This window comes from Tahibacter sp., from assembly GCF_035481375.1.
In the GTDB taxonomy this organism is placed as follows: domain Bacteria; phylum Pseudomonadota; class Gammaproteobacteria; order Xanthomonadales; family Rhodanobacteraceae; genus Tahibacter.
This window is the reverse complement of record NZ_DATIGT010000328.1, coordinates 1-5,339: the sequence shown is the minus strand read 5'-3', so window position 1 is coordinate 5,339 and position 5,339 is coordinate 1. Positions and strand designations below refer to the sequence as shown.

The following is a 5,339-nucleotide window of genomic DNA, read 5'->3' as shown; positions in this document are numbered from 1 at the left end:
GGCCTGCTCGACGTGCGCGGCGAAATCCGCCACGGCGCGGGCGGAGAACTCACCGCACTCGGCGGCGAGCAGGCGCTGCGCGTGCTCGCGGGCCGCGTCGGTTCGATCGGCAACGTCGTCGCGGGCGCGGGCTACACGGTGGCGCGCACCGGCACCGGCACCTACCGCGTCACGTTCACGCGGCCGTTCGCGCAGGCGCCGGTGGTCACCGCGACCGTCGTCGACAGCACGTCGCGCGCGGTCAATCTCCAGTCGTTCGCAGCCGACCACGTCGACGTCGTGACGACGATGATCGCCGCGCCCGGCACGGCCGCGGACACCGCATTCACGTTCATCGCGATCGGCGTGCCGTGAACGCGATCCGCATCGCACGCTGGCGCAGCGAGTACCGCGTCGCGCGGGGACATCCGCAGCCTGCGCGCGTGCGCGATCGCCTCGACGCATGCGCCGGCATCGCGCGCGACGAACTCGCGGCCGGGCTCGACGGCTGGCTCGACGGCCTGCGCGGCGCCGTCGTGCTCGTGCGCCGCCTCGAGATCGACGGCACGGTCGACGTGGCCGGCGATCCGCAGCGCGTCGCGCGCTACTGGGCGCGCCGGATCGCGGTCGCGCTGATCGACGCGGTCGAGCGCGGCGACGACGGCGTCATGCGCTTTCCGAGCGATGCGGCGTACCGCGCGCGCTTTCTCGTCGACCTCGCCGCGCACCGCGCATGGCACACCTGGTTCTACCGCGCCTTCGACGGACTGCGCGCGCTGCCGGCATCCGCGGCGATCCGCACCGTCGTGCTCGAGCGCGGCGTCGACGGCGCGGCGGTGATCGCCGCGATCGGCGACGGCGACTGGCCGTCGGTCGCGCGCGCGCTCGGCGGGCCCGAGTCGCGCCGCGTGCTCGACACGCTGTGCGCCGCGCGCACGGACATCGGGCTCGACGACGATCTGCGCTGCGCGCTCGCGGCCGGCCTGCGCACGACGCTTGCCGCGCTGCCGCCCGGCATCGACGGCGACGGCATCGCGCTGTCGCTGCTGCGGTGCGCATCGGTCGCAGGAATCGCGCCGTCGGCGTCGCTGCGTGCCTGGGTCCGCGTCCTCGCGTGGGTCGCCGGCACGGTGCCGGCCGACGCGGCGCACACGGCCGTCGACGACGCGCTGCGTCGCGGCGACGTGGCGCGGCTCGCGCGCATCGCCGGCGCGATGCCGCCCGACGTCGCGCAGTCGCTGCTCGGCACCTGCGCGCGCGCGCGCGCCGCCATCGCCGACGCGCTCGCGGCGCAGGATGGTGGCGCAGCACCGCGCGAGGAAACGACCGCCTGCGCGTATGCGGGCATGGCGCTCGTCGCGGCCGAACTCGCCGAACTCCTCGACGGCGCGTTCGTCGCGGCGCTGCCGCAGGCCGACGACGCGGACGCGCGCGACCTCGCGGCGTCGATCGCGCTCGCGCTCGTCGGCGGGCGCACGCACGCCGCGGCAATCTGGCGGGATCCGTTCTGGCGCACGTTCTTCCGCATCGCGCCGCGCGTCGGCATGACTGCACTCGCCGCGCGGTTCGCCGGGCACGATGCGGCGCCGGCCGCCGCGGCGCTCGACGCGCGGCTCGCGCAATTGGCCCGCGGCGCGAAAGTCGCCGTGCGCCTGCAGCGCGGCGCCGCGCCGATCGGCGTCGATCGGGCGACCGGGCTGTGGCTGTCCGCCCACGACGCGCGCGGCACCTGGAGCGAACGTCTCGCCTGGACGCGGCGCGCACGCGACGACGCGCTCGAGCTCGCTGCCGGGGACTTCGCCGCGGCGCTGCCGCCGCCGTGGTTCGACCTGTTCGTGCGACTCGCGCAGGCCGCGCTGCGCCGCCTCGCTTATCGTGTGCCGGGCTGCAGCGGCGCGTCGCGACGCTACGTCTACGCGAACCTGCTCGACGTGCGCGGCAGCGCGATCCGCGGCAGCGACGGCGTCGTCGTGCTGCGCGCCGCGCGGCCGCCGCTGCATGTGCTGCTCGCGCTCGGCCGCGCGCGCCGCCGCATCCGCTGGCGCGACGGCGACGGCGGCACGCTCGACCTGGACTACGCCGCATGAACGCGCTGCCCGGCGCCGATCCGGTCGGCCGCTGCGACGCGTACGCGGCCGACCTCGCGTGGCTCGACCGCCTGATCGAGCGCGAAGTGCTGCGGCTGCGCGCGCGCTACGAGCTCTCGCTCGACGAACTGCGCGGACTGTATGTCTCGGATGCGCAGGTCGACGCGCTGCTCGATGCGCGCAACGGCGGCGATGTCGTCGGCACGCTCGACGGACAGGCGCAGGCGCTCGCCGGCGCCCGCCGGCTCGATACGCCGCTGATCGATCTCGCGTCGCGCATCGGCCTGTCCCGCTTCGAGAAGGACGTCATGCTGTGCGCGCTGGCGCCGGAAATCGACCTGCGCTACGAGACGCTGTACGCCTACCTCAACAACGACGTGTCGCGGCGCCACGTCACGGTCGACCTCGCGCTGCGTCTGCTGGCGCCGGGACGGCGCGAATACCGCGCGCTGCTCGACCCGGGCGCACGCCTGTTCACGAGCGGTCTGCTCGAGGCGTTCGACACCGGCGCGGAACATCGCGCCGGACTCGCCGCGGGCTTCGCGCTGTCGCCGCTCGCGACGCAGCACCTGCTCGGACTGCCGCTCGCCGATCCGCGCCTGCCGGCGACGCTGCGCATTGCGGATCCGCGCTCGCGCGAGGCCGAGTTCGCGCTGCTCGCGGCATCGGCACGCGAGGCGGTCGAGCGCTGGGAAGCGCGGCTGCGCCGCTGGCCGCCGCTCGTCGTGCTGCAGGGCGAGGGCCTCGCCGAACAGGCCGCCGCCGCGCGGCTCGCCGCCGAGCGGCATGGGTTTGCGACGCTGCCGCTGCCGCTCGCGATGATCGCCGACGCAGCATCGTGGGCGGCCGCGTGGCCGCGCGTGCGCCTGCTCGCGCGGCTCGCGCGCGCGCTGATCGTGCTCAGGGGCGACGCGGGCACGCTGCGCGATCCGCATATGGGCGAACACGTCACGCGCGCGCTGCGCGAGATGCTCGACGACGGCGTGATGGTCGCATGGGCCTGCGGCGCCGACGCCGCATGGACGACGCGCGTGGCCGACCTGCCGCACACCGCCGTTGCGCTGCCGTCGCCGGACGCGCGCGAGCGTGCGGCCGCGTGGCAGACCGCCGGCCGCGACTACGGCATCGACGCACCGGCGGAACTGACCGCGGATCTCGGCGCGCGCTTCGTGCTGCCGGTGTCGCGCATCCGCGCGGCAACCGCGTCGGCGAGCTGCGTCGGCGTCGACGGCGACGAACTGCGCGACGCGCTGTCGCAGGCCGCGAAGAGCCAGTCCGCGCAGGGACTCGACGCCGTCGCGACGCGCCTACGCAGCGCGCATCGCTGGAGCGATCTCGTGCTGCCGCCGGCGACGGCCGGCGCGCTCGGCGAATTCGCCGCGGCGATCGCCCAGCGCGAAACCGTGTACCGCGACTGGGGCATGGACGCGCGCAGCGGGCGCGGCCTGCTCGCGCTGTTCGCCGGCGCGTCGGGCACCGGCAAGAGCATGGCCGCCGGCGTCGTCGCGAACGAGGCCGGGCTCGACCTGTTCCGCATCGACCTCGCCGCCGTCGTGTCGAAATACATCGGCGAGACCGAGAAGAATCTCGACCGCATCTTCAACGCCGCGCGCGACTCGAACGCCGTGCTGTTCTTCGACGAGGCCGATGCGCTGCTGGGCAAGCGCGCCGAGGTGAAGGATGCGCACGACCGCTACGCGAACATCGAAGTGTCCTATCTCCTGCAGAAAATGGAGGAGCACACCGGCGTCGTCGTGCTCGCGACGAATCTCGCCAAGAACATCGACCAGGCCTTCGCGCGCCGCATGCACTACGTGGTCGAGTTTCCGCGTCCGGACGCCGGCCTGCGCGAGCGCCTGTGGCGCGGCATGTTCCCGGCCGCCGCGCCGGTCGCCGCCGAGGTCGATTTCCGCTATCTCGCCGAGCAGTTCGAAACCTCCGGCGGCGAAATCCGCACGGTCGCGCTCGAAGCGGCGTTCCTCGCGAGCGCGAACGGCTGCGCGATCGGCATGGTGCAACTGCTGCACGCGCTGACGCGGCTCGAGCTCAAGCAAGGCCACCCGGCCGGCGGCAGCCGCACACGCCAGTTCTACGCGCGCCCGCGTCACGGCGCGGAGGCGTGACATGCGCATCTATCGGTTCCCGGCGTACCTGCGCTCGCCGAGCGGGTTGTACCTGCCGGCACACCGCAGGCGCTCGCGCGCATCGCTCGACAACTTCGTCGCGCAGTCGCTGTTCGGCGACGCGTCGGCGCAGGTCGGACACAAGCACGACGCCGACGAGGCGCGCGCCGAGCGCGACGCCGGCGCCGCGCTCGCAGGCCGGCCGTTGCGCGACGGCGGCAGCGGCGACGCGCGCGTGCGCGCGGCGCGCATCCACACCGGCCCGGAATCGCAGCGCGCGGCCGCTGCGCTCGGCGCGCGCGCATTCACCCGCGGCAACGACGTCCATTTCGGCACGGGCCAGTTCGCGCCGCACTCGCGCGAAGGCCGCCGTCTGCTCGCGCACGAGCTGTCGCACGTGCGCCACGGCGGCGACGCGCATCGCGTACACCGCGATGAGTACGACGACTGGGAAAGCGCAGAGCACGGCTGGGAGGAACCGGCCGACGAACTCGCCGACGCCGAGTTCTTCGACGTCAAACAGCTGACCTACGACGAGTTCCGCGCGCAGACCGGTCTGGACCCGATGCTGCTGCCGGAAAACGAATACACCGGGATGGACACGCTGATGCACGCGGCCGGCTACGGCATGACGTGCCAGGCACCGTCGCGACTGCTGGACCTGCCGGCGAACACGACCGGCATCATGTGGGAAGGCTCGCACATCTCCGACTGGTCGCGCGTCGGCGGCGAGTTCGCGAACGTGCGCGGCTTCCGCGCGCCGCTGCGGACGCACATCTGGTCCGACCTGGAACGCAGTCGCATCGGACGCCCGTTCGCGTGGCTCGCGCGCACGTTGAGGGGCAGCAGCGCGACGGCCGCGCTCAACCGCGGCGTGCCAGGCAGTTTCGCGCCGGACTGGATGTTTCCGTACAGCCCGCGCGCGAGCGTCGTCTATCAGACCGGCCCTCACGTCGACGCGTCGGGCTACGCGAACTATCTCGACGACATCGCCCCCGACTACGCCGGCCGCACGTATACCTACAGCCCGCCGCCGCAGGGCAGCTCAGCGTTCAACGAGGCGTTCGGCGAAGGCGGCTGCTCGCCGGCGACGCGCAACTGCATCAATGTGCCGATCGAGCCGCACCAGCGCGCGCTCGGGCTCGGTCCG

The 5,339-nt window shown here is 74.0% G+C and carries 4 protein-coding genes; all 4 read left to right on the top strand.

What is annotated here, in order from left to right; genetic code table 11:
- The coding region (locus tag VLF18_RS22025) for a hypothetical protein (RefSeq protein WP_325281782.1) at positions 1–354 on the top strand (354 nt) is incomplete at its 5' end.
- On the top strand, positions 351–2,066 hold the full coding sequence (locus tag VLF18_RS22020) for a hypothetical protein (RefSeq protein ID WP_325281781.1): 1,716 nt from the start codon (positions 351–353) through the stop codon (positions 2,064–2,066). The genes VLF18_RS22025 and VLF18_RS22020, both read left to right, overlap by 4 nt.
- Positions 2,063–4,189 (top strand): ATP-binding protein, encoded by a 2,127-nt coding sequence (locus VLF18_RS22015; RefSeq protein ID WP_325281780.1) that lies wholly within the window; start codon positions 2,063–2,065, stop codon positions 4,187–4,189. The genes VLF18_RS22020 and VLF18_RS22015 overlap by 4 nt, the downstream gene beginning before the upstream one ends.
- A 1-nt stretch (position 4,190) precedes the next feature.
- A partial coding sequence (locus VLF18_RS22010) for a DUF4157 domain-containing protein (RefSeq protein WP_325281779.1) occupies positions 4,191–5,339 on the top strand: 1,149 nt, incomplete at its 3' end.